Source organism: Vibrio sp. Y20_XG_PY13, assembly GCF_024181925.1.
Classification (GTDB): domain Bacteria; phylum Pseudomonadota; class Gammaproteobacteria; order Enterobacterales; family Vibrionaceae; genus Vibrio; species Vibrio parahaemolyticus.
Genome location: NZ_JAMZAL010000006.1, coordinates 184,903 through 203,984, shown reverse-complemented (window position 1 = coordinate 203,984; position 19,082 = coordinate 184,903). Strand labels below are relative to the sequence as shown.

The following is a 19,082-nucleotide window of genomic DNA, read 5'->3' as shown; positions in this document are numbered from 1 at the left end:
CTATTTGTTTCTGCCGAAGCTGCCATCCGATAGACGGAAGAACATAACCGAATGATCACTCTTTTCCAGTTGCAACATATCTAACTGGCCGTTTTCTGAGAGTTTAAAACGGATGAGTTGCCCCTGCTTGATATGGCTCAGTGGCTTGTCGCTTCCTTCTATTTTTACTAAGGCGCTAAGGTCAGCCATAGAAAGCTGATTGTTGCGAAAAACTTGAGCTAACGTATCACCATTCTTCACATGGTACTCTTTCCAGTCTTCTGACTTAGGCCCCGAGTTTTGCGACGTACGTTGCTGACTCAGGCTTTGCGCATTTAACTGGATCGCAACACGCTGGCTATCCACTTCACCCTGCTGTTCGACTAACGCTTCCGTCTTTTTCGGTAACGGTACAATCAGAAGTAGAAGTAATAATGGCATTAACACCATCAAAGCTCGTTGATGGAATTTAGGTAAGCGCTGCCAAAATGCCTTGATTGGTTCTACACGTTCCAACCACTTACTTTTGTTGAACGGCTGCTTCCAGTTGATAGCAGCGAACTTTTGTTTGACCAACTCGACGTAGTCGACTTGCTGCTTTTTCTTTCTGCGACGATTCATGTTGATGTGTCCCTTAATACTTCTACTACCAGTATAAAAATACCAGCGCGGAGAGTATATGGTTTTGACTAAAGTAAAATGGAATTTGGTTTAAATTAGCAGAAATTTCACTTGGAGTAAGAGATAAGTCACACGCTGACTGGTCAGATAACGCAATCGCCAGCAATTATTTAAACCTAAGCTCGAAACTGATATCCTGTTACCTTTATCACTCCTAATAAGAGCGACATTCATGTCTGAAATTAAATTTGAAACTGCAGAACAAAAAGCAAGCTACGGCATTGGTCTGCAAATGGGTCAGCAACTAGCTGGCTCTGGTCTTGAAGGCCTTAGCGTTGACGCTATCGCTGCGGGTATCGCAACAGCATTGACTGGCGAAATGCCATCAATCGAAATTGACGAAATCAACAATGCACTGCAAGAGCTACACACTCGCGCAGAAGCAGCTCGTCAAGAAGCAGCTAAAGCAGCAGCAGCTGATGGTGAAGCGTTCCTAAAAGACAACGCTCTACGTCCAGAAGTTAATGTTCTTGAATCTGGCCTACAGTACGAAATCATCAATGAAGGTACTGGCGAAATCCCAACAGCTGATAAATCTGTACGTGTTCACTACCACGGTGAACTAACAGACGGCACAGTATTCGACAGCTCTGTATCTCGCGGCCAACCAGCTGAGTTCCCAGTAACTGGCGTAATTAAAGGTTGGGTTGAAGCTCTACAACTAATGCCTGTAGGTTCTAAGTGGAAACTATACATCCCACAAGACCTTGCGTACGGTGAACGTGGCGCAGGCGCTGCAATCCCTCCATTCGCAGCACTAGTATTCGAAGTTGAGCTACTAGACATTCTATAATTGAGACTTTTCTCAATGACCTACATAAAGCGGCGCATTAGCGCCGCTTTTTTTATAAAATAATAGAAGTTATCAGTCAGATGACCTAAAAAAATAAATACAACAAATAAGTTAAAACGCTCAACCGTCGGAGGTACTATGCGTAAAACTCTCCTAACTTTAGCTCTCCTATCAGTGAATATTGGCAACGCACATGCGTTTTTGGACACTGTCGTAGATAAGAGCAGCAAAAATGGTCTTATGGATATGGTAAGCCAAGGCCTAAATGCAGAATCTTCACCTCTTACTGAGCTACTAACGAGTCAGCTACCAGTTTCGACAGAACAAGCTGCAGGTGGCAGCAGTGCCCTAATTGCACTTGCTCAAAGCCAACTGTCTCAACAAAACAGCACGGAATTGCAGTCATTGATCCCTGGATTATCCAACTTGAAAGGTGCACAAAGCCTGTTAGGTAACATCGAAAGCTTGAGTGCAGTACAAAGCGCATTTAATGCACTAGGACTAGACCCATCGATGATCAGCCAATTTGCACCAGTGATTTTAGGTTACCTAAATGAGCAAGGAGCAAGTGAGGGACTATTGAAGTCTTTAAGCGGTCTATGGACGAGCGGTAAGTAATTTCGCTTTAAGCGAAATCCCCATCGAAATAGAAGTAAAAAGAATGGGAGCATACAAACAGTAGGCTCCCATTTTTGAGCAAATTACAGATACAAAAAAGCCGAGCTAACGCTCGGCTTTCTCGTTCTTACGAACTGATTACTCAGCAGCTTCTTCAGCAGCTGGGCGATCTACAAGCTCAATGTAAGCCATTGGAGCTTTATCACCAGCACGGAAGCCAGCTTTTAGGATACGAGTGTAACCGCCCTGACGAGCAGCAAAACGTGGACCTAGTTCGTTAAATAGTTTTGCAACTACTTCGTTGTCACGAGTACGTGCAAATGCTAGACGACGGTTAGCAACACTGTCAGTCTTAGCTAGTGTAATCAAAGGCTCAACTACGCGACGTAGCTCTTTTGCTTTTGGCAAAGTAGTCTTGATAACTTCATGACGTACTAGAGAGCTAGCCATGTTGCTAAACATCGCTTTACGATGTGAGCTGTTGCGGTTGAGTTGACGACCACTCTTACGATGGCGCATGACCTAATCCTTCTAACTAGTATCGATTAATCTTCAGCGATTGATGCAGGTGGCCAGTTTTCTAGGCGCATGCCCAGAGACAGACCACGTGACGCAAGTACGTCTTTAATCTCAGTAAGAGATTTTTTACCAAGGTTAGGCGTTTTAAGTAGCTCAACCTCAGTACGTTGTACTAGATCACCGATGTAGTGAATCGCTTCTGCTTTCAGACAGTTAGCAGAGCGAACTGTTAGTTCAAGATCGTCTACAGGACGCAGTAGGATCGGATCGAATTCTGGCTTCTCTTCCTTCTCCTCAGGAACACGTACATCACGAAGATCTACGAATGCATCCAATTGTTCAGCTAGGATAGTAGCTGCACGACGGATTGCTTCCTCAGGTTCTAGAGTACCGTTTGTTTCCATATCGATAACAAGCTTGTCTAGATCAGTACGCTGTTCTACACGAGCTGCTTCTACAGCGTAGGCAATTTTGTCTACTGGGCTGTAAGTAGCATCTACTAGTAGGCGACCGATTGGACGCTCGTCTTCTTCATTATGGATACGCGCAGAAGCTGGAACATAACCACGACCACGTTCAACTTTAATACGCATTGCGATTTCAGCGTTGTCATCCGTTAGGTGACAAATAACGTGTTCAGGGTTAGCGATCTCTACATCACCGTCATGGGTGATGTCACCTGCAACCACAGGGCCCGAGCCTGATTTGTTCAAAGTAATGAACACTTCATCTTTGCCTTCAGCTACACGCACTGCCAAACCTTTAAGGTTTAGAAGGATTTCAAGAATATCTTCTTGTACGCCTTCTTTAGTGCTGTACTCATGAAGTACGCCTTCAATTTCTACTTCTGTCACTGCACAACCAGGCATAGAAGATAGAAGAATGCGGCGAAGTGCATTACCCAGAGTATGACCAAAGCCACGCTCTAATGGCTCAAGAGTTACTTTTGCGTGAGTCGAGCTGATTTGTTCGATGTCAACTAGACGTGGCTTAAGAAATTCTGTTACAGAACCCTGCATTGTGTCCTCTCTTTAGTTTAAACCTTACTTAGAGTAAAGCTCGACGATCAATTGTTCGTTGATGTCAGCTGATAGATCAGAACGCTCAGGCATACGCTTGAATGTACCTTCCATCTTGCCACCATCTACTTCAATCCAAGTTGGTTTTTCACGTTGTTCAGCAACTTCTAGAGCTGCTTTGATACGAGCTTGCTGTTTAGCTTTCTCGCGAATAGAAACAACGTCATTAGCCGCTACTTTGAAAGAAGGAACGTTTACAACTTTACCGTTAACTAGGATAGCTTTGTGGCTAACTAGCTGACGTGCTTCTGCGCGAGTTGCGCCAAAGCCCATGCGGTAAACTACGTTATCAAGACGACCTTCAAGAAGCTGAAGTAGGTTCTCACCTGTGTTGCCTTTAAGACGTGCAGCTTCTTTGTAGTAGTTACGGAATTGTTTTTCTAGAACGCCGTACATACGACGAACTTTTTGCTTCTCACGAAGCTGAACGCCATACTCAGATAGACGACCGCGACGAGCGCCGTGTACACCTGGTGCGTTATCAATTTTACACTTGGTATCGATCGCGCGAACACCAGACTTAAGGAATAAGTCAGTGCCTTCACGACGGCTAAGCTTCAGCTTAGGACCCAAATATCTTGCCATGATTCTTCTCCAATAGTCCTAGAAACGTTATACGCGACGTTTCTTAGGTGGACGACAACCGTTATGAGGGATTGGTGTAGCATCAACGATGTTTGTGATGCGGAAACCAGCTGCGTTCAGTGCGCGAACAGTAGATTCACGACCTGGACCAGGACCCTTAACCATAACTTCCAAGTTCTTTAGACCGTATTCTTTAGCCATTTCAGCACAACGCTCAGCAGCAACCTGTGCAGCGAACGGAGTAGACTTACGAGAACCACGGAAACCAGAACCACCTGCAGTAGCCCATGCAAGAGCGTTACCTTGACGGTCAGTAATGGTTACGATTGTGTTATTGAAAGAAGCATGGATGTGCGCAACGCCATCTGCAACTTGCTTGCGTACGCGCTTACGAGCGCGAGTTGGTTGTTTAGCCATTGTACTCTACCTTCCCGATTATTTCTTGATCGGCTTACGCGGACCCTTACGGGTGCGAGCGTTGGTTTTAGTACGCTGTCCACGTAGCGGTAGACTGCGACGATGACGAAGACCACGGTAACAGCCAAGGTCCATAAGACGCTTGATGTTCATAGATACTTCACGACGTAGATCACCTTCTACAGTGTACTTAGCTACACCATCACGCAGTTGATCGATCTGCTCTTCAGTTAGTTCACTGATCTTAACATCTTCAGCAATACCCACTTCAGCTAGGATAGCTTGAGAGCGAGTTTTACCGATGCCGTAGATCGCCGTTAGAGCGATTACAGCGTGTTTCTGATCAGGAATGTTAATGCCTGCTATACGGGCCATTATTCACTCCTAAGTGTTTCTATAAAAGAATTAGCCGCAGCAAAGCCCGTTATGGATACGCTGCGGAATACTACTTCTTTTGCACGCAAAAGGTAGGCCGAGGAATATACTCGACCCAACCTTCATTTTCAAGTAAAAATTTCTGCTAATTAGCCTTGGCGCTGTTTGTGCTTTGGCTCACTGCAAATCACGCGAACGACACCGTTACGCTTGATTACTTTACAGTTACGGCAGATTTTTTTAACGGAAGCACGAACTTTCATTGCTAAACTCCGTAAATGAAACTGAGTCTACCGCCGGATTAACGGCCGTAGCCTTTCAGATTCGCTTTCTTCAACACAGAATCATACTGTTGAGACATCAGATGAGTCTGTACCTGTGCCATAAAGTCCATAATTACAACAACTACGATTAGTAGTGATGTACCGCCGAAGTAGAAACGTACGTTCCACGCGACCATCATGAACTCGGGAATCAGACAGATAAAGGTAATGTACAGTGCACCAGCAAGGGTAAGACGTGTCATTACTTTATCGATGTACTTCGCTGTCTGCTCACCTGGGCGGATACCGGGTACGAATGCACCAGACTTCTTCAAGTTATCTGCTGTTTCACGCGGGTTGAAAACCAACGCCGTGTAGAAGAAACAGAAGAAGATAATTGCTGCTGCATATAGCATTACATACAATGGCTGACCTGGGCTAAGAGCCAAAGACACGTCAGTTAACCAACCGAACGCGCTGCTCTCACCATTCTGACCAAACCACTGAGCCAGTGTTCCTGGGAACAGGATAATGCTTGATGCGAAAATCGCTGGAATAACACCTGCCATATTAATTTTAAGTGGCAAGTGAGAACTTTGTGCAGCAAATACTTTACGACCTTGTTGACGCTTCGCGTAGTTAACGACGATTCGACGCTGACCACGTTCCATGAAAACAACGAAGTAAATTACTGCAAAAGCTAATACCGCGATTAGCAACAGAAGAAGTACATGCAATTCACCTTGACGCGCTTGCTCGATTGTTTGACCGATTGCAGAAGGCAATCCAGCAACAATACCTGCAAAAATTAGTAACGAAATACCGTTACCAATTCCACGCTCTGTAATTTGTTCACCTAACCACATTAGGAACATGGTGCCGGTTACTAAACTTACGGTAGCAATTAGCGTAAACATGGTTTGGTTGATAACAACCAGATTGTCGACCATGTTTGGTAAGCCTGTTGCGATACCTATAGCCTGGAAGGTTGCAAGTACAAGCGTGCCGTAGCGTGTGTATTGGCTGATCTTACGACGGCCTGCTTCACCCTCTTTTTTGAGTTCAGCTAACGCTGGATGAACTACAGTTAGCAATTGGACAACAATAGATGCCGAAATATACGGCATGATGCCCAATGCTAATATAGATGCACGCTCAAGAGCACCACCGGAGAACATGTTAAACATTTCAACGATGGTACCTTTTTGCTGTTCGAACAAATCGGCAAGTACAGCAGCGTCAATACCAGGAATCGGCACAAAAGAGCCGGCTCGGAATACTAAAAGTGCACCAATTACGAATAACAAGCGCGACTTTAGTTCACTTAAGCCGCTCTGAGCACTACGAAAATCTTGTCCTGGTTTCTTAGCCATCTGTACCTCGTTCCTCGAGATTATTCCTCGATTTTACCGCCTGCAGCTTCGATTGCAGCTTTAGCGCCTTTAGTCACACGTAGACCTTTAACAGTCACTGCTTTGTTAATTTCACCAGAAAGAACAACTTTAACGAATTCGATGTTCTTAGTGATGATGTTAGCAGCTTTAAGGCTGTTTAGATCAACCACGTCACCAGAAACTTTCGCTAGCTCAGCTAGACGAACTTCAGCAGACACTAGGCTCTTACGAGAAGTGAAACCGAATTTTGGTAGACGTTGTTTCAGAGGCATCTGACCGCCTTCGAAACCTGGACGAACTTTACCGCCAGAACGTGATTTTTGACCTTTGTGACCACGGCCACCAGTTTTACCTAGGCCAGAACCGATACCACGGCCTACACGCTTAGGAGCATGTTTAGAGCCAGCAGCCGGTGCAAGAGTATTCAAACGCATTCTGATTACTCCTCAACTTTAACCATGTAGTAAACCTTGTTGATCATACCGCGTACGCACGGAGTATCTTCAAGTTCTACTGTGTGGTTGATTTTACGAAGACCTAGACCACGCAAAGTAGCTTTGTGCTTTGGTAGGCGGCCAATTGAGCTTTTAGTTTGAGTTACTTTAATAGTTGCCATGGTGTTCTTACTCCGAAATAGCTTCAACAGTTAGACCACGTTTAGCAGCAACCATTTCTGGCGACTTCATGCTACCTAGTGCATCGATCGTTGCACGAACGATGTTGATAGGGTTCGTTGAACCGTATGCTTTAGATAGTACGTTGTGTACACCAGCAACTTCTAGTACTGCACGCATCGCACCACCTGCGATAACACCAGTACCTTCTGCTGCAGGCTGCATGTAAACTTTAGAGCCCGAGTGGCGACCTTTCACTGGGTGGTGAAGAGTGCCTTCGTTTAGAGCGATCGTAGTCATGTTACGACGCGCTTTTTCCATTGCTTTTTGGATCGCTGCAGGTACTTCACGAGCTTTGCCGTAACCGAAACCTACACGACCATTACCGTCACCAACTACTGTTAGTGCAGTGAAGCTCATGATTCGACCGCCTTTAACCGTTTTAGAAACACGGTTAACTGCGATTAGCTTTTCTTGCAAATCATTCGCTTGAACTTGTTGTTCTTTAGCCATCTTCCAACCCTACCTTAGAATTTCAGACCAGCTTCGCGAGCAGATTCTGCTAGCGCCGCTACTCGACCGTGGTATTGGAAACCAGAACGATCAAATGCAACTGCAGTTACGCCTTTTTCAAGAGCGCGTTCTGCAACAGCTTTACCTACTGCTTTAGCTGCATCAACGTTACCAGTGTATTTCACTTGCTCACGGATCGCTTTTTCTACAGTAGAAGCTGCTGCGATAACCTCAGAGCCGTTAGCCGCGATAACCTGTGCGTACACGTGACGAGGAGTACGGTGTACAACTAGGCGAGTCGCACCCAGTTCTGCAATCTTACGACGTGCGCGTGTAGCACGACGGATGCGAGATGCTTTCTTATCCATAGTGTTACCTTACTTCTTCTTAGCTTCTTTAGTACGCACATTTTCATCTGCGTAACGAACACCTTTACCTTTGTAAGGCTCAGGTTGACGGTAAGAACGAATGTCAGCCGCAACTTGACCAACTAGTTGTTTGTCACAACCAGTAATCACGATTTCAGTTTGGCTTGGACATTCAGCTTTGATACCCGCTGGCAACTCGTGCTCAACTGGGTGTGAGAAGCCTAGTGTTAGACCTACAGCGTTGCCTTTGATAGCAGCACGGTAACCAACACCTTTAAGAGTTAGCTTCTTAGTAAAGCCTTCAGTAACACCAACAACCATGTTGTTAACTAGTGCACGAGCAGTACCTGCTTGTGCCCAAGCGTTAGCAACACCTTCTTTAGGACCGAAAGTTAGGTTGTTTTCTTCCTGAGCGATAACTACAGCGTCGTTTAGTACGCGAGTTAGTTCGCCTTTAGCACCTTTTACAGTGATTTCTTGGCCGTTTAGTTTCACCTCTACGCCAGCTGGAATAGCGACAGGTGCTTTAGCAACACGAGACATATTCTACTCCTATTAAGCTACGTAGCAGATGATTTCACCACCAAGACCTGCTTTACGTGCAGCGCGGTCTGACATAAGACCCTTGGAAGTAGAAACGATAGCAATACCAAGACCACCCATTACAGAAGGAAGTTCATCTTTCTTCTTGTAAACACGTAGACCTGGACGAGAAACACGTTTAAGTTGCTCGATTACTGGTTTAGCTTGGAAGTACTTAAGAGTTACTTCTAGCTCAGGTTTTGCTTCGCCTTCAACAGCGAAGTCAACGATGTAACCTTCAGCTTTTAGTAGTGCAGCAATTGCAACTTTAAGCTTTGAAGAAGGCATTTTAACAGCAACTTTGTTTGCTGCCTGACCGTTACGAACGCGGGTCAGCATATCCGAAATCGGATCTTGCATGCTCATATGATTTACTCCAAATGATTAAGTGGCAATTACCAGCTAGCCTTACGAAGACCCGGAATCTCGCCTTTCATGCAAGCTTCACGAACCTTAATACGGCTTAGACCGAACTTACGTAGGTAACCGTGTGGACGACCAGTTTGGTTACAACGGTTGCGCTGACGTGATGCACTTGAATCACGTGGAAGAGATTGCAGTGTAAGAACTGCGTTCCAACGATCTTCTTCAGATGCGTTTACATCGCTGATGATAGCTTTTAGCGCTGCACGCTTTTCAGCGAACTTAGCTACTAGCTTTGCACGTTTAGCTTCACGTGCTTTCATTGATTGTTTAGCCATAACAGTAACCCTTCACCTTACTTACGGAATGGGAAGTTAAAGGCAGCCAGCAGAGCACGGCCTTCCTCATCAGTACCAGCAGACGTCGTAATAGTGATGTCTAGACCGCGTACACGATCAACTTTATCAAAGTCGATTTCCGGGAAGATGATTTGCTCGCGAACGCCCATGCTGTAGTTACCGCGACCGTCAAAAGACTTAGCGCTAACACCACGGAAGTCACGTACACGTGGAAGAGCGATGTTAATCAAACGCTCAAGAAAATCCCACATACGTTCGCCACGCAAGGTTACTTTACAACCGATAGGGTAGCCTTCACGGATTTTGAAACCTGCAACAGATTTACGCGCTTTAGTGATAAGTGGCTTTTGACCAGAGATCGTTGCCATATCAGATGCTGCGTTTTCTAGCAGTTTCTTATCGTTGATTGCTTCACCAACACCCATGTTTAGGGTGATTTTCTCGATTCTAGGGACTTGCATGACGCTTGTGTAACTGAACTGTTTGGTCAGTTCAGCGACTACAGACGACTTGTAGTAATCATGCAGTTTCGCCATAGTAGAACTCCAAATTACTTCTATTAGTTAGAAACGGTTTCGCCGTTAGACTTGAAGAAACGAACTTTTTTGCCGTCTTCAAAACGGAAACCGATACGGTCAGCTTTACCAGTAGCTGCATTAAAGATAGCCACGTTAGAAACATCGATTGCTGCTTCTTGCTCTACGATACCGCCTTGGATACCTAGTGCAGGAACAGGTTTCTGGTGTTTCTTAACAAGGTTGATACCTTCAACGATAACTTTACCAGTTGCTAGGACCTTAGTTACTTTACCTTTCTTGCCTTTGTCTTTACCAGCAAGAACGATTACTTCGTCATTACGACGGATTTTAGCTGCCATTTCTACGTGCTCCTTACAGAACTTCTGGAGCCAGTGAAACGATCTTCATGAACTTATCGCCACGAAGTTCGCGTGTCACAGGACCAAAGATACGTGTACCGATTGGTTGCTCAGTAGTGTTATTCAACAGTACGCAAGCATTTCGGTCGAAGCGAATGACAGAACCGTCAGGACGACGTACGCCTTTACGGGTGCGCACTACAACCGCCTTCATAACGTCACCTTTTTTAACTTTACCGCGAGGAATTGCTTCCTTAACAGTAACTTTGATGACGTCACCGATATGTGCATAACGGCGGTGTGAGCCACCCAGAACCTTAATACACATTACGCTGCGTGCGCCTGAGTTATCAGCTGCGTCCAGCATACTTTGCATTTGGATCATGTTAGTGCTCCGCTAAATATTAATAACTAGACCCATCACGGGTCGGGCTGCCTCTTTATAAGGGACGCGAATTGTACCACCCTTTTCTGTGATTGGGTAGTCAAAAAATAAACGGCTCCAAAAATATTTTTGGAGCCGTTTATTATCATAGAAGAGTGAAGATTACATCTTCGCCTTTTCTACAACTTTCACCAAAGTCCAAGACTTAGTCTTAGACAGTGGACGACACTCTGCGATTTCAACAGTGTCGCCAATGCCACACTCGTTGTTTTCGTCATGTGCGTGTACTTTAGTCGTACGTTTAACGAACTTACCGTAAATTGGGTGTTTTACGAAACGTTCGATTGCAACAGTGATAGACTTGTCCATCTTGTCGCTAACAACACGACCTTGTTGAGTACGTTTTACTTCGCTCATTATGCGCCTGCCTTCTCAGTCAAAACAGTTTTCACACGTGCGATATCACGGCGTACAGCTTTCAGAGTATGAGTTTGCTGTAGTTGACCAGTTGCAGCTTGCATGCGCAAGTTGAACTGTTCACGTAGCAAATTCATTAGCTCAGCGTTAAGCTCTTCAACGCTTTTCTCGCGTAGATCTTGTGCTTTCATCACATCACCTGCTTAGTTACAAATGTAGTTTTGAAAGGCAGTTTACGTGCCGCTAGACGGAACGCTTCACGTGCCAATTCTTCAGGTACACCACCCATTTCGTACATAACCTTACCAGGTTGGATTTGGGCTACCCAGTACTCAACGTTACCTTTACCCTTACCTTGACGAACTTCTAGTGGTTTTTCTGTGATTGGTTTGTCTGGGAACACACGGATCCAGATTTTACCTTGACGCTTAACGTGACGTGTCATTGCACGACGTGCCGCTTCGATTTGACGAGCAGTTAGACGACCACGGCCAACAGCTTTAAGACCGAATTCGCCGAAGCTTACATCAGTACCTTTAGCTAGACCACGGTTACGACCAGTCTGAACCTTACGGAACTTAGTACGTTTAGGTTGTAGCATCTGTCGACTCCTTACTTACGGCCTTTACGCTGCTTCTTAGGCTTGTCGCCTTTAGGCTCTACAGCGTTAGCTGCTGGCATACCACCTAGGATTTCACCTTTGAAGATCCAAGTTTTAATGCCGATCACACCGTATTGAGTGTGAGCCGAAGAAGTTGCGTAATCAATGTCAGCACGTAGAGTGTGTAGAGGCACACGGCCTTCACGGTACCACTCTGAACGTGCGATTTCAGCGCCGCCTAGACGACCGCTTACTTCCACTTTGATACCTTTAGCGCCTAGACGCATAGCGTTTTGTACTGCGCGCTTCATAGCACGACGGAACATAACACGACGCTCTAGCTGAGACGCGATGCTGTCACCAACAAGTTGCGCATCTAGTTCAGGCTTACGTACTTCAGCGATGTTAATTTGCGCTGGTACACCTGCAATTTTAGCTACAGCTGCGCGTAGCTTCTCAACGTCTTCACCTTTCTTACCGATAACAACGCCTGGACGAGCAGTGTGAATAGTCACACGGATGCTCTTAGCAGGACGCTCGATAACGATACGTGATAGAGACGCTTTTTTCAGTTCACTTGTAAGGAACTGACGTACCTTGAAGTCGCCGTCTAGGTTGTCAGCGAAATCTTTGGTGTTAGCAAACCATGTAGCATTCCAAGGCTTAACGATGCCTAGACGAATACCATTTGGATGTACTTTTTGACCCATTGCTTACTCTCCTAGTCTCTAGCGATCTGCTACAACAACAGTGATGTGGCTTGAACGCTTCAAGATACGATCCGCACGACCTTTAGCACGAGGCATAATACGCTTCATGGTTGGGCCTTCATCTACAAAGATTTTTGCGACATTCAGATCGTCAATATCTGCACCTTCGTTGTGCTCCGCGTTAGCGATAGCAGACTCTAGAACTTTCTTAACTAGTGCAGCAGCTTTTTTGTTGCTGAACGTTAGGATTTCTAGAGCTTGGTCAACAGATTTACCACGGATTAGATCCGCAACTAAGCGAGCTTTCTGAGGCGAAATGCGAGCAAAGTTATGTTTAGCAATTGCTTCCATTATCTACTCCTTAGCGCTTCTTAGCTTTCTTATCCGCAGCGTGACCGCGGTAAGTACGTGTTGGTGCGAATTCGCCCAGTTTGTGACCGATCATTTCATCAGTTACAAATACTGGTACGTGCTGACGACCATTATGGACAGCGATGGTCAAACCGATCATCGTAGGGATGATCATTGAACGACGGGACCAAGTCTTAATAGGCTTTTTGTCTCCGCTTTCCACCGCTTTCTCTACCTTCTTCAGCAAGTGTAGGTCAATAAAAGGACCTTTCTTGAGAGAACGTGGCATGGCGATTCCTCTTTATATAGATTACTTGTTACGACGACGTACGATGTACTTGTCAGTGCGTTTGTTCTTACGAGTCTTGAAGCCTTTAGTTGGCATACCCCAAGGAGATACTGGATGACGGCCACCAGAAGTACGACCTTCACCACCACCGTGTGGGTGATCAACCGGGTTCATTACTACACCACGTACGGTTGGACGTACGCCGCGCCAGCGTGAAGCACCAGCTTTACCAAGTTCGCGTAGCATGTGCTCAGAGTTACCAACTTCACCGATTGTTGCACGGCCTTCAGAAAGAACTTTGCGCATTTCGCCAGAACGTAGACGGATAGTTACGTACGCACCGTCGCGAGCAACGATTTGAGCGTAAGCACCAGCCGAACGAGCTAGCTGACCACCTTTACCAGGTTTAAGTTCAACATTGTGTACAGTTGAACCTACTGGGATGTTACGCATTGGTAGAGTGTTACCAGCTTTGATTGGTGCATCAACACCAGACTGAATAACATCACCAGCTACAACACCTTTAGGTGCTAGGATGTAGCGACGCTCACCGTCTTTGTAAAGAACTAGAGCAATGTTTGCGCTACGGTTTGGATCGTATTCTAGACGCTCAACTGTCGCTGGGATACCGTCTTTAGTACGTTTGAAGTCAATTACACGGTAGTGATGCTTGTGACCACCGCCGATGTGACGTACTGTGATACGACCGTTGTTGTTACGACCGCCATTCTTAGAGTTTTTCTCTAGAAGAGGTGCGTATGGCTTGCCCTTGTGTAGGTCAGCGTTAACAACTTTAACAACGTGACGACGACCAGGGGAAGTCGGCTTACATTTAACAATAGCCATTTTTAACTACTCCTGTTATTCCGCGCCGCCAACAAAGTCAAGATCTTGACCTTCTTTCAAAGTAACGTACGCTTTCTTAACGTCGCTGCGGCGACCTTGGCGTAGACCTTGACGTTTGGTCTTACCCTTAGTGATAAGAGTATTTACAGACTTAACTTCAACTTCAAATAGCTTTTCTACAGCTGCTTTGATCTCTTTTTTAGTTGCATCTTTAGCTACTTTGAAAACGATAGTGTTCGCTTTCTCAGCTGCCATAGTTGCTTTTTCAGAGATGTGCGGTGCACGTAGAACTTTTAGGATACGCTCTTCAGTGATCATGCTAGCATTTCCTCTACTTGCTTAACTGCTTCTGCAGTCATTACAACTTTGTCAAACGCGATTAGAGATACTGGATCGATACCAGCAACATCACGTGCGTCAACTTTGTATAGGTTACGAGCAGCTAGGAATAGATTCTCATCTACTTCGCTAGTCACGATTAGAGCGTCAGTTAGCTCAAGCTCTTTCAGCTTAGCAACTAGCTCTTTAGTCTTTGGTGCTTCAACTGAGAAGTTATCAACAACGATTAGACGCTCTTGACGAACAAGCTCAGAAAGAATGCTCTTCATAGCACCGCGGTACATTTTTTTGTTTACTTTTTGGCTGTGATCTTGTGGTTTCGCAGCAAAAGTAACACCACCTGTACGCCAGATTGGGCTACGAATTGTACCAGCGCGAGCGCGACCAGTACCTTTTTGACGCCATGGCTTAGCGCCACCGCCAGATACTTCTGAACGTGTTTTTTGAGCACGTGTACCTTGACGAGCACCTGCTGCGTACGCAACAACTACTTGGTGTACAAGAGCTTCGTTAAACTCACGTCCGAAAGTAGTTTCGGAAACAGTTAGTGCATCAGCACCTTTAACCATTAGTTCCATTACTTACTCCTGAGACGTTATGCTTTAACAGCTGGTTTAACGATCACGTTGCCGCCAGTTGCGCCTGGGACTGCACCTTTAATAAGAAGCAGGTTGCGCTCAGCGTCAACACGTACGATCTCTAGGTTTTGAGTCGTTACACGCTCAGCACCCATGTGACCTGCCATTTTCTTGCCTTTAAATACGCGACCTGGAGTCTGACATTGACCGATAGAACCAGGAGCACGGTGAGACAATGAGTTACCGTGAGTCATATCTTGAGTACGGAAGTTCCAACGCTTAACAGCGCCTTGGAAACCTTTACCCTTAGATGTACCAGTAACGTCTACTTTCTTAGTTTCGTTGAATAGTTCAACAGTTAGTTCAGCACCAACTTCGAACTCTTCGCCGTTTTCTAAACGGAATTCCCAAAGACCGCGACCAGCTTCAACGCCAGCTTTAGCAAAGTGACCTGCTTCAGCTTTGTTTACGCGGTTAGCTTTCTTAGAACCAGCTGTAACCTGAATTGCAGCGTAGCCATCAGTTTCAAGAGTTTTCACTTGAGAAACACGGTTAGCTTCAACTTCAACAACAGTTACTGGAATAGAAACGCCTTCTTCAGTAAATACGCGGGTCATGCCCACTTTACGACCGATTAGACCAATCATACTTCTAATCTCCCTTAACCTAGGCTAATTTGAACGTCAACGCCCGCAGCAAGGTCTAGACGCATTAGAGCATCAACAGTTTTGTCTGTTGGCTCAACGATGTCGATTAGACGCTTGTGAGTACGGATTTCGTACTGGTCACGTGCTTTCTTGTTAACGTGTGGAGAGATAAGAACTGTGAAACGCTCTTTACGAGTTGGTAGTGGGATTGGACCACGAACCTGTGCGCCAGTGCGCTTAGCTGTTTCAACGATTTCCGCTGTAGAAGCATCGATTAGTTTGTAATCGAAAGCTTTTAGGCGGATACGGATACGTTGGTTCTGCATGAGACAGAGCTCCAATTTTAAAAATTACACAAACAATATCGCCACTCAAGCTCGCCAAGACGAGAGAATGCCGATTGATTTATGTGAAACCGTAGCATCCAAGATTAGGACGCATTGTCAGTTAATTTTCGATTAACAATCCCTACGTGCCAAAGTCACCTTTGGGGATAGTTTTTCCGAAGAAAAGATAGCTAATTGTATTAACCGCGAACATAAGCTGAGTCTACATTACCTAACAGTCCTATAAGGAAGTTAGCTCCTCACTGCTCATTGGTTCACAACTGGCTTAACCAGTGCGACGCATTATACAGATCACACTTTAGGTTGCAAGGGCTGAATGAAAAATAATCGAAACTATTTTTAACTTGCTGTTTTATGGTCACCTGCAAAATGGGCCATAAACAAAAAGGACGCCGAAGCGTCCTTTTCTAAACTGTAATCGTAATAGCAGTTGCTATTATTTCTTACCGCTTGATAGTGCACCGAAACGCTTGTTGAAGCGATCAACACGGCCGCCTGTATCAACGATACGTTGCTTACCAGTGTAGAATGGGTGACACTTGTCACATACGTCTAGGTGGATAGACTCTTTACCTAGAGTAGAGTTGAACTCGAAAGAGTTGCCGCAAGAACAAGTAGCGTTTACTGCTTTGTATTCTGGGTGGATACCAGCTTTCATGGGATAACCTCAATAGTAGGCCGTGTCGCTATACGAATCTAAGCCGCACACCACACGCAATTAATAATAAAATGGGATACCGCACCAACCAATTGCTGAAGCCATATCTCAAGGCGCGATATAGTAATGAATCCCCTAGATAGGATCAATACGTATGGCAATTTTTTCGCCACTTTTTTCACCAATCCGGTGATATTAGTATATTTCCGAACACACTCCGTAGGTTGACTCGTATTCCTGGGACGATTTTAATAAACTCTACAGTCCTTTCTTCTTTTATATAGCTACGAATCTATGCGTCCATCCATTGCTAGAGTGGCACTGCCCGTACCTCTCGACAAACAATTTGACTATGCCATCCCAGGACACCTGTTTCCTATCATTGGCGGGCGCGTATCCGTACCTTTTGGACGTCAAACGTTAGTTGGCATCGTCACCGCGATGGTTAATCACTCGGATTTCCCCAAAGATCAACTCAAGCCAATCAAAGCAGTTCTTGATTCTCAGCCGGTATGGTCTGAAAAGCTTTATTCGTTGCTGACTTGGTGCAGCCAATTCTACCAATACCCACTTGGAGATACGCTACACAATGCGATGCCGGCAGCTCTGCGTAAAGGAAAGCCTGCAGATTTTGCGACGCTACAAGAGTGGCAAATTACCGAATCCGGTAAAGACAAGCTGATGCAAGGGCTTGATCGTCGAGCGGTCAAACAACAGAAGGTCTTGCAAATGTTGGTTAACGGCGCTTTGCCTCACCAGGAATTTGTCGACCAAGAGATAGCCTCAACTGTACTAAAGTCTTTAGAAGATAAAGGCTGGATTGAACGTATCGAGAAGAAGCCTGCAATCACCCAGTGGGGACAGCACGTTGAATGCGACGTCGAGAAGCCAAAGCTCAACCACGAACAAGCGCTAGCTATTGCGAGCGTAAATAGCCAAACAGGTTTTGTCTGCTATTTATTAGAAGGCGTCACGGGCTCAGGTAAGACAGAAGTGTACCTTAACCTGATCAAGCCGGTCTTAGAGAAAGGTAAACAAGCTTTGGTTTTAGTACCAGAGATTGGCTTAACACCACAAACCATCAACCGCTTTAAACGCCGTTTTAATGTGCCAGTTGACGTTATCCACTCCGGATTAAACGAGACGGAGCGTCTGAATGCGTGGCTTTCTGCACGCGACAAAGCGGCCGGAATCATTATCGGCACACGCTCTGCCCTACTCGCGCCTTTTGCTGATCTCGGGATTATCATTGTGGACGAGGAACATGACACCTCTTACAAACAGCAAGATAGCTTGCGTTATCATGCACGCGATGTTGCTGTAATGCGCGCTCATAAAGAACAAGTTCCGATTGTTCTGGGCTCAGCCACACCTGCACTGGAGACATTGCACAATGCCTTGTCAGGCAAGTATCACCATTTAACCCTGACCCAACGCGCAGGCTCTGCGGTTCCTACCACTAATAAAGTGCTCGACGTCAAAGGTCAGTATTTAGAAAGTGGTTTATCTGCCCCATTGATTGCGGAAATGCGCAAACACCTTAAAGCAGGCAATCAGGTGATGCTGTTTCTTAACCGTCGTGGATTCTCCCCTGCTCTCATGTGTCATGAATGTGGTTGGATTGCCGAATGCAAACGTTGTGATGCTTATTACACCTTCCACCAATACAGCAATGAGATTCGCTGCCACCATTGTGGCTCTCAGCAACCAGTGATTCATCAGTGTCAGGGCTGTGGTTCAACTCAACTGGTTACCGTTGGTGTCGGTACCGAACAGTTAGAACAACAATTGGCACAATTGTTTCCCGAATACAAAGCCATCCGTATCGACAGAGATAGTACGCGCCGCAAAGGCAGTTTAGAAGATGCGCTGGACTCCATCCGCAAGGGTGAATATCAAATTTTGATAGGCACTCAAATGTTGGCTAAGGGACACCATTTCCCCAATGTAACGCTCGTCGCCTTGCTAGATGTTGATGGCTCTCTATATAGTAGCGACTTCCGCGCCTCCGAAAGATTAGCGCAGCTATTCATTCAAGTCGCAGGGCGAGCCGGACGTGCAAGTAAGCCGGGGGAAGTGGTTTTGCAGACTCACCATCCTGAGCACAGTTTGTTGCAAGCCTTATTGGAAAAGGACTACCGACACTTCGCTATGACGGCATTAGAGGAACGTAAACTGGCGCAGTTGCCACCGTACAGTTTCCTGACTCTATTTAAAGCCGAAGCGAATCAGAGCGAGATCGTAGAAGATTTTCTGCGCCAAGTTCGCTTTACCTTAGAATCGCACCCTTTGTTTGACGACACCTGCATGGTGCTTGGTCCAACACCATCGCCTCTCGCCAAACGCGCAGGCAAATACCGTTGGCAGCTGTTACTCCAAACCCAGCACCGTTCATTAATGCAAAAGTTATTAACCAGTGCCAAACCTGCTATTGAGTTGTTGCCTAATGCCAAAAAAGTTCGCTGGAATTTAGACATAGAACCACAAGATCTCAGCTAGCAAACGTTTAACTATGTAATGAATTACCTTTTAATG

Annotated in this window: 33 protein-coding genes; 3 read left to right on the top strand and 30 right to left on the bottom strand. The window is 45.7% G+C overall.

The window, feature by feature from the left end; translation table 11 throughout:
- A complete protein-coding gene (locus NL646_RS15970; protein ID WP_020904298.1) occupies positions 1–600 on the bottom strand; it encodes a LysM-like peptidoglycan-binding domain-containing protein in 600 nt (199 codons plus the stop codon).
- 232 nt (positions 601–832) lie between these two features.
- On the opposite strand from NL646_RS15970, the gene NL646_RS15965 reads away from it, so the two are divergent.
- Entirely contained in the window at positions 833–1,453 is a 621-nt protein-coding gene (locus tag NL646_RS15965) for an FKBP-type peptidyl-prolyl cis-trans isomerase (RefSeq protein ID WP_005496936.1), read from the top strand.
- Positions 1,454–1,591: 138 nt separating this feature from the next.
- Positions 1,592–2,071, top strand: coding sequence for a DUF2780 domain-containing protein (locus NL646_RS15960; RefSeq protein ID WP_005489714.1), 480 nt, complete (start codon positions 1,592–1,594; stop codon positions 2,069–2,071).
- A gap of 138 nt (positions 2,072–2,209) precedes the next feature.
- On the opposite strand, the gene rplQ is transcribed toward NL646_RS15960, so the two are convergent.
- The 29 genes from rplQ to rpmE form a co-directional block, all read right to left on the bottom strand.
- Positions 2,210–2,590 carry a 50S ribosomal protein L17 gene (gene rplQ / locus NL646_RS15955; protein WP_005383141.1) on the bottom strand — a complete coding sequence of 127 codons (381 nt, stop codon included), beginning with the start codon at positions 2,588–2,590 and terminating at the stop codon, positions 2,210–2,212.
- A gap of 26 nt (positions 2,591–2,616) precedes the next feature.
- Positions 2,617–3,609 (bottom strand): DNA-directed RNA polymerase subunit alpha, encoded by a 993-nt coding sequence (gene rpoA / locus NL646_RS15950; RefSeq protein ID WP_005383143.1) that lies wholly within the window; start codon positions 3,607–3,609, stop codon positions 2,617–2,619.
- A 24-nt stretch (positions 3,610–3,633) separates the two neighbouring features.
- Positions 3,634–4,254, bottom strand: coding sequence for a 30S ribosomal protein S4 (gene rpsD, locus NL646_RS15945; RefSeq protein WP_005383146.1), 621 nt, complete (start codon positions 4,252–4,254; stop codon positions 3,634–3,636).
- Positions 4,255–4,281: 27 nt separating this feature from the next.
- Positions 4,282–4,671: a 30S ribosomal protein S11 gene (gene rpsK / locus NL646_RS15940; protein ID WP_001118870.1), complete on the bottom strand. Its 390-nt coding sequence runs from the start codon at positions 4,669–4,671 to the stop codon at positions 4,282–4,284.
- A gap of 18 nt (positions 4,672–4,689) precedes the next feature.
- The gene (gene rpsM, locus NL646_RS15935; protein WP_005450559.1) at positions 4,690–5,046 is read right to left on the bottom strand and encodes a 30S ribosomal protein S13; all 357 of its coding nucleotides are present in this window, start codon (positions 5,044–5,046) and stop codon (positions 4,690–4,692) included.
- 149 nt (positions 5,047–5,195) lie between these two features.
- The gene (rpmJ, locus tag NL646_RS15930) at positions 5,196–5,309 is read right to left on the bottom strand and encodes a 50S ribosomal protein L36 (RefSeq protein WP_000868186.1); all 114 of its coding nucleotides are present in this window, start codon (positions 5,307–5,309) and stop codon (positions 5,196–5,198) included.
- Positions 5,310–5,347: 38 nt separating this feature from the next.
- Entirely contained in the window at positions 5,348–6,682 is a 1,335-nt protein-coding gene (gene secY, locus NL646_RS15925; protein WP_005481401.1) for a preprotein translocase subunit SecY, read from the bottom strand.
- A gap of 20 nt (positions 6,683–6,702) precedes the next feature.
- Positions 6,703–7,137, bottom strand: coding sequence for a 50S ribosomal protein L15 (gene rplO / locus NL646_RS15920; protein WP_005450562.1), 435 nt, complete (start codon positions 7,135–7,137; stop codon positions 6,703–6,705).
- A gap of 5 nt (positions 7,138–7,142) precedes the next feature.
- Positions 7,143–7,319, bottom strand: coding sequence for a 50S ribosomal protein L30 (rpmD, locus tag NL646_RS15915; RefSeq protein ID WP_000201159.1), 177 nt, complete (start codon positions 7,317–7,319; stop codon positions 7,143–7,145).
- Positions 7,320–7,326: 7 nt separating this feature from the next.
- A complete protein-coding gene (gene rpsE / locus NL646_RS15910) occupies positions 7,327–7,830 on the bottom strand; it encodes a 30S ribosomal protein S5 (protein ID WP_005435090.1) in 504 nt (167 codons plus the stop codon).
- A 14-nt stretch (positions 7,831–7,844) separates the two neighbouring features.
- Complete coding sequence (rplR, locus tag NL646_RS15905; protein WP_005435088.1) at positions 7,845–8,198, bottom strand: 50S ribosomal protein L18; 354 nt, start codon at positions 8,196–8,198, stop codon at positions 7,845–7,847.
- Between the two features lie 9 nt (positions 8,199–8,207).
- A complete protein-coding gene (gene rplF / locus NL646_RS15900) occupies positions 8,208–8,741 on the bottom strand; it encodes a 50S ribosomal protein L6 (RefSeq protein WP_005455654.1) in 534 nt (177 codons plus the stop codon).
- Between the two features lie 12 nt (positions 8,742–8,753).
- Complete coding sequence (gene rpsH, locus NL646_RS15895; RefSeq protein ID WP_005455656.1) at positions 8,754–9,146, bottom strand: 30S ribosomal protein S8; 393 nt, start codon at positions 9,144–9,146, stop codon at positions 8,754–8,756.
- A gap of 29 nt (positions 9,147–9,175) precedes the next feature.
- Positions 9,176–9,481: a 30S ribosomal protein S14 gene (gene rpsN / locus NL646_RS15890; protein ID WP_005455658.1), complete on the bottom strand. Its 306-nt coding sequence runs from the start codon at positions 9,479–9,481 to the stop codon at positions 9,176–9,178.
- 17 nt (positions 9,482–9,498) lie between these two features.
- Positions 9,499–10,038 carry a 50S ribosomal protein L5 gene (gene rplE, locus NL646_RS15885; protein WP_005455660.1) on the bottom strand — a complete coding sequence of 180 codons (540 nt, stop codon included), beginning with the start codon at positions 10,036–10,038 and terminating at the stop codon, positions 9,499–9,501.
- 23 nt (positions 10,039–10,061) lie between these two features.
- Positions 10,062–10,379 (bottom strand): 50S ribosomal protein L24, encoded by a 318-nt coding sequence (gene rplX, locus NL646_RS15880; RefSeq protein WP_005455662.1) that lies wholly within the window; start codon positions 10,377–10,379, stop codon positions 10,062–10,064.
- Positions 10,380–10,392: 13 nt separating this feature from the next.
- Positions 10,393–10,764 carry a 50S ribosomal protein L14 gene (gene rplN, locus NL646_RS15875; protein ID WP_005489425.1) on the bottom strand — a complete coding sequence of 124 codons (372 nt, stop codon included), beginning with the start codon at positions 10,762–10,764 and terminating at the stop codon, positions 10,393–10,395.
- 162 nt (positions 10,765–10,926) lie between these two features.
- Positions 10,927–11,181: a 30S ribosomal protein S17 gene (gene rpsQ, locus NL646_RS15870; protein ID WP_005461671.1), complete on the bottom strand. Its 255-nt coding sequence runs from the start codon at positions 11,179–11,181 to the stop codon at positions 10,927–10,929.
- Positions 11,181–11,372: a 50S ribosomal protein L29 gene (gene rpmC, locus NL646_RS15865; protein WP_005379576.1), complete on the bottom strand. Its 192-nt coding sequence runs from the start codon at positions 11,370–11,372 to the stop codon at positions 11,181–11,183. Before rpmC ends, rpsQ begins: the two co-directional genes overlap by 1 nt.
- The gene (gene rplP, locus NL646_RS15860; RefSeq protein ID WP_005379577.1) at positions 11,372–11,782 is read right to left on the bottom strand and encodes a 50S ribosomal protein L16; all 411 of its coding nucleotides are present in this window, start codon (positions 11,780–11,782) and stop codon (positions 11,372–11,374) included. The genes rpmC and rplP overlap by 1 nt, the downstream gene beginning before the upstream one ends.
- 11 nt (positions 11,783–11,793) lie before the next feature.
- The gene (gene rpsC, locus NL646_RS15855) at positions 11,794–12,492 is read right to left on the bottom strand and encodes a 30S ribosomal protein S3 (RefSeq protein ID WP_005383161.1); all 699 of its coding nucleotides are present in this window, start codon (positions 12,490–12,492) and stop codon (positions 11,794–11,796) included.
- Positions 12,493–12,510: 18 nt separating this feature from the next.
- Positions 12,511–12,843 (bottom strand): 50S ribosomal protein L22, encoded by a 333-nt coding sequence (gene rplV / locus NL646_RS15850; RefSeq protein WP_005383164.1) that lies wholly within the window; start codon positions 12,841–12,843, stop codon positions 12,511–12,513.
- A 10-nt stretch (positions 12,844–12,853) separates the two neighbouring features.
- Entirely contained in the window at positions 12,854–13,132 is a 279-nt protein-coding gene (rpsS, locus tag NL646_RS15845) for a 30S ribosomal protein S19 (RefSeq protein WP_004394525.1), read from the bottom strand.
- Between the two features lie 21 nt (positions 13,133–13,153).
- The gene (rplB, locus tag NL646_RS15840) at positions 13,154–13,978 is read right to left on the bottom strand and encodes a 50S ribosomal protein L2 (RefSeq protein WP_005489461.1); all 825 of its coding nucleotides are present in this window, start codon (positions 13,976–13,978) and stop codon (positions 13,154–13,156) included.
- 15 nt (positions 13,979–13,993) lie between these two features.
- Positions 13,994–14,296: a 50S ribosomal protein L23 gene (rplW, locus tag NL646_RS15835; RefSeq protein ID WP_004398471.1), complete on the bottom strand. Its 303-nt coding sequence runs from the start codon at positions 14,294–14,296 to the stop codon at positions 13,994–13,996.
- Complete coding sequence (gene rplD, locus NL646_RS15830) at positions 14,293–14,895, bottom strand: 50S ribosomal protein L4 (protein ID WP_005379556.1); 603 nt, start codon at positions 14,893–14,895, stop codon at positions 14,293–14,295. The genes rplW and rplD overlap by 4 nt, the downstream gene beginning before the upstream one ends.
- Positions 14,896–14,912: 17 nt before the next feature.
- Positions 14,913–15,542, bottom strand: a complete 630-nt coding sequence (gene rplC, locus NL646_RS15825) for a 50S ribosomal protein L3 (RefSeq protein WP_005456132.1) — start codon at positions 15,540–15,542, stop codon at positions 14,913–14,915.
- 14 nt (positions 15,543–15,556) lie between these two features.
- Positions 15,557–15,868 (bottom strand): 30S ribosomal protein S10, encoded by a 312-nt coding sequence (gene rpsJ / locus NL646_RS15820; RefSeq protein WP_004410492.1) that lies wholly within the window; start codon positions 15,866–15,868, stop codon positions 15,557–15,559.
- A gap of 457 nt (positions 15,869–16,325) precedes the next feature.
- Positions 16,326–16,547 (bottom strand): 50S ribosomal protein L31, encoded by a 222-nt coding sequence (gene rpmE / locus NL646_RS15815; RefSeq protein ID WP_005457203.1) that lies wholly within the window; start codon positions 16,545–16,547, stop codon positions 16,326–16,328.
- Between the two features lie 294 nt (positions 16,548–16,841).
- Between rpmE and priA the strand changes: the two genes are divergently transcribed.
- A complete protein-coding gene (gene priA, locus NL646_RS15810) occupies positions 16,842–19,046 on the top strand; it encodes a primosomal protein N' (RefSeq protein ID WP_069497098.1) in 2,205 nt (734 codons plus the stop codon).
- Positions 19,047–19,082 lie beyond the last annotated feature (36 nt).

Excerpts from the sequence above, each read along its gene's own strand:
- rpsM (WP_005450559.1), bottom strand. The coding sequence starts at position 5,046 with ATGGCCCGTATAGCAGGCATTAACATTCCTGATCAGAAACACGCTGTA.
- rpmE (WP_005457203.1), bottom strand. The coding sequence starts at position 16,547 with ATGAAAGCTGGTATCCACCCAGAATACAAAGCAGTAAACGCTACTTGT.
- rplQ (WP_005383141.1), bottom strand. The coding sequence starts at position 2,590 with ATGCGCCATCGTAAGAGTGGTCGTCAACTCAACCGCAACAGCTCACAT.
- rpmJ (WP_000868186.1), bottom strand. The coding sequence starts at position 5,309 with ATGAAAGTTCGTGCTTCCGTTAAAAAAATCTGCCGTAACTGTAAAGTA.
- rpsH (WP_005455656.1), bottom strand. The coding sequence starts at position 9,146 with ATGAGCATGCAAGATCCGATTTCGGATATGCTGACCCGCGTTCGTAAC.
- rpsE (WP_005435090.1), bottom strand. The coding sequence starts at position 7,830 with ATGGCTAAAGAACAACAAGTTCAAGCGAATGATTTGCAAGAAAAGCTA.
- rpsS (WP_004394525.1), bottom strand. The coding sequence starts at position 13,132 with ATGCCACGTTCTCTCAAGAAAGGTCCTTTTATTGACCTACACTTGCTG.
- rplD (WP_005379556.1), bottom strand. The coding sequence starts at position 14,895 with ATGGAACTAATGGTTAAAGGTGCTGATGCACTAACTGTTTCCGAAACT.
- rpoA (WP_005383143.1), bottom strand. The coding sequence starts at position 3,609 with ATGCAGGGTTCTGTAACAGAATTTCTTAAGCCACGTCTAGTTGACATC.
- rpsK (WP_001118870.1), bottom strand. The coding sequence starts at position 4,671 with ATGGCTAAACAACCAACTCGCGCTCGTAAGCGCGTACGCAAGCAAGTT.
- rplX (WP_005455662.1), bottom strand. The coding sequence starts at position 10,379 with ATGGCAGCTAAAATCCGTCGTAATGACGAAGTAATCGTTCTTGCTGGT.
- rplV (WP_005383164.1), bottom strand. The coding sequence starts at position 12,843 with ATGGAAGCAATTGCTAAACATAACTTTGCTCGCATTTCGCCTCAGAAA.
- rplB (WP_005489461.1), bottom strand. The coding sequence starts at position 13,978 with ATGGCTATTGTTAAATGTAAGCCGACTTCCCCTGGTCGTCGTCACGTT.
- rpmD (WP_000201159.1), bottom strand. The coding sequence starts at position 7,319 with ATGGCAACTATTAAAGTAACTCAAACTAAAAGCTCAATTGGCCGCCTA.
- rplW (WP_004398471.1), bottom strand. The coding sequence starts at position 14,296 with ATGATCACTGAAGAGCGTATCCTAAAAGTTCTACGTGCACCGCACATC.
- rplF (WP_005455654.1), bottom strand. The coding sequence starts at position 8,741 with ATGTCTCGTGTTGCTAAAGCACCTGTCGCTATTCCAGCTGGCGTAGAG.
- NL646_RS15970 (WP_020904298.1), bottom strand. The coding sequence starts at position 600 with ATGAATCGTCGCAGAAAGAAAAAGCAGCAAGTCGACTACGTCGAGTTG.
- rplN (WP_005489425.1), bottom strand. The coding sequence starts at position 10,764 with ATGATCCAAATGCAAAGTATGCTGGACGCAGCTGATAACTCAGGCGCA.
- NL646_RS15965 (WP_005496936.1), top strand. The coding sequence starts at position 833 with ATGTCTGAAATTAAATTTGAAACTGCAGAACAAAAAGCAAGCTACGGC.
- rplR (WP_005435088.1), bottom strand. The coding sequence starts at position 8,198 with ATGGATAAGAAAGCATCTCGCATCCGTCGTGCTACACGCGCACGTCGT.
- rpsJ (WP_004410492.1), bottom strand. The coding sequence starts at position 15,868 with ATGCAGAACCAACGTATCCGTATCCGCCTAAAAGCTTTCGATTACAAA.
- rpsC (WP_005383161.1), bottom strand. The coding sequence starts at position 12,492 with ATGGGTCAAAAAGTACATCCAAATGGTATTCGTCTAGGCATCGTTAAG.
- priA (WP_069497098.1), top strand. The coding sequence starts at position 16,842 with ATGCGTCCATCCATTGCTAGAGTGGCACTGCCCGTACCTCTCGACAAA.
- rpsD (WP_005383146.1), bottom strand. The coding sequence starts at position 4,254 with ATGGCAAGATATTTGGGTCCTAAGCTGAAGCTTAGCCGTCGTGAAGGC.
- NL646_RS15960 (WP_005489714.1), top strand. The coding sequence starts at position 1,592 with ATGCGTAAAACTCTCCTAACTTTAGCTCTCCTATCAGTGAATATTGGC.
- rpsN (WP_005455658.1), bottom strand. The coding sequence starts at position 9,481 with ATGGCTAAACAATCAATGAAAGCACGTGAAGCTAAACGTGCAAAGCTA.
- rplP (WP_005379577.1), bottom strand. The coding sequence starts at position 11,782 with ATGCTACAACCTAAACGTACTAAGTTCCGTAAGGTTCAGACTGGTCGT.
- rpsQ (WP_005461671.1), bottom strand. The coding sequence starts at position 11,181 with ATGAGCGAAGTAAAACGTACTCAACAAGGTCGTGTTGTTAGCGACAAG.
- rpmC (WP_005379576.1), bottom strand. The coding sequence starts at position 11,372 with ATGAAAGCACAAGATCTACGCGAGAAAAGCGTTGAAGAGCTTAACGCT.
- rplC (WP_005456132.1), bottom strand. The coding sequence starts at position 15,542 with ATGATTGGTCTAATCGGTCGTAAAGTGGGCATGACCCGCGTATTTACT.
- rplE (WP_005455660.1), bottom strand. The coding sequence starts at position 10,038 with ATGGCGAAACTGCATGATTACTACAAGTCGTCTGTAGTCGCTGAACTG.
- secY (WP_005481401.1), bottom strand. The coding sequence starts at position 6,682 with ATGGCTAAGAAACCAGGACAAGATTTTCGTAGTGCTCAGAGCGGCTTA.
- rplO (WP_005450562.1), bottom strand. The coding sequence starts at position 7,137 with ATGCGTTTGAATACTCTTGCACCGGCTGCTGGCTCTAAACATGCTCCT.